The sequence below is a fragment of the Micrococcus sp. HMSC31B01 genome (assembly GCF_001816085.1).
Lineage (GTDB): Bacteria > Actinomycetota > Actinomycetes > Actinomycetales > Micrococcaceae > Micrococcus > Micrococcus luteus.
Genome location: NZ_KV825460.1, coordinates 1 through 937, shown reverse-complemented (window position 1 = coordinate 937; position 937 = coordinate 1). Strand labels below are relative to the sequence as shown.

Here is a 937-nt window from a genome sequence, read left to right as displayed (position 1 = left end):
CGGCGGGCCCGACGCCGCCCGGCCAGCTCGTCCCCCGGCTCGGGGGCCCCGACCACGCTCTCGCGGGGCAGCTCGGCGAGGCTGCCCTCGACCTCGCGCCACACGCGGCCGACGGCGATCCCGAAGACGCCCTGGCCGCCCTGGACGAGGTCCACGACCTCGTCCGCCGAGGTGCACTCGTACACCGAGGCGCCGTCGCTCATCAGGGTGATCTGCGCCAGGTCCTCGACACCCCGCTCGCGCAGGTGGCCCACGGCGGTGCGGATCTGCTGGAGCGAGACGCCGGTGTCCAGGAGGCGCTTGACCACCTTGAGGACGAGGATGTCGCGGAACGAGTAGAGCCGCTGGGAGCCGGAGCCGGAGGCGCTGCGGACCGTGGGGACCACGAGGTCCGTGCGGGCCCAGTAGTCGAGCTGGCGATAGGTGATGCCGGCGGCCTTGCACGCGGTGGGACCGCGGAAGCCGACGTCGTCGCCCCGGGTCGCGCCCTCGTCGAAGAGCGTGCCCTGGGTGCCGAGCGCGGGGGGCCGGCCAGGACCTGCAGTGGGTGTCACGGGGAACCTCCTGGTGCGGGGCCCCCGGTGCGGGGAGGGGGACGCGACCGTCGTGTGCCGCCGGTGACCGTGGCGGCGCTCCCCGGTGACCGTGGGGAGGGCGACGGAGGCGCTCCGGGTGGCGGGGCCCTCTTCCCCTCGAAGGTACGCGCGGGTCCGGGGACGGTCAACGAAGCCGGCGGCGAGACCGCGCCGTGTCGCGCCGGCTCCGCTCAGGCGAAGTCCTCGGGGCGCACCGTGTCCAGGAAGTCGCGGAAGTCCTCGACGGCGCGCTCCTGGCCGGCGTCCTCCTCCCCCGTCCGCGCCGGCATGCCGGCGTCCGCGAGCACGGCAGGGCTGCCGAGCACGGGGGCGTCGGCGCGCAGGGCGACCACGACGGCGTC

General features: G+C 76.1%; 1 protein-coding gene. It reads right to left on the bottom strand.

Features of this window, described 5'->3' with window-relative positions; translation table 11 throughout:
• The coding region (locus tag HMPREF3105_RS12290; protein ID WP_070709876.1) for a MerR family transcriptional regulator at positions 1 to 554 on the bottom strand (554 nt) is incomplete at its 3' end.
• Positions 555 to 937: the final 383 nt, after the last annotated feature.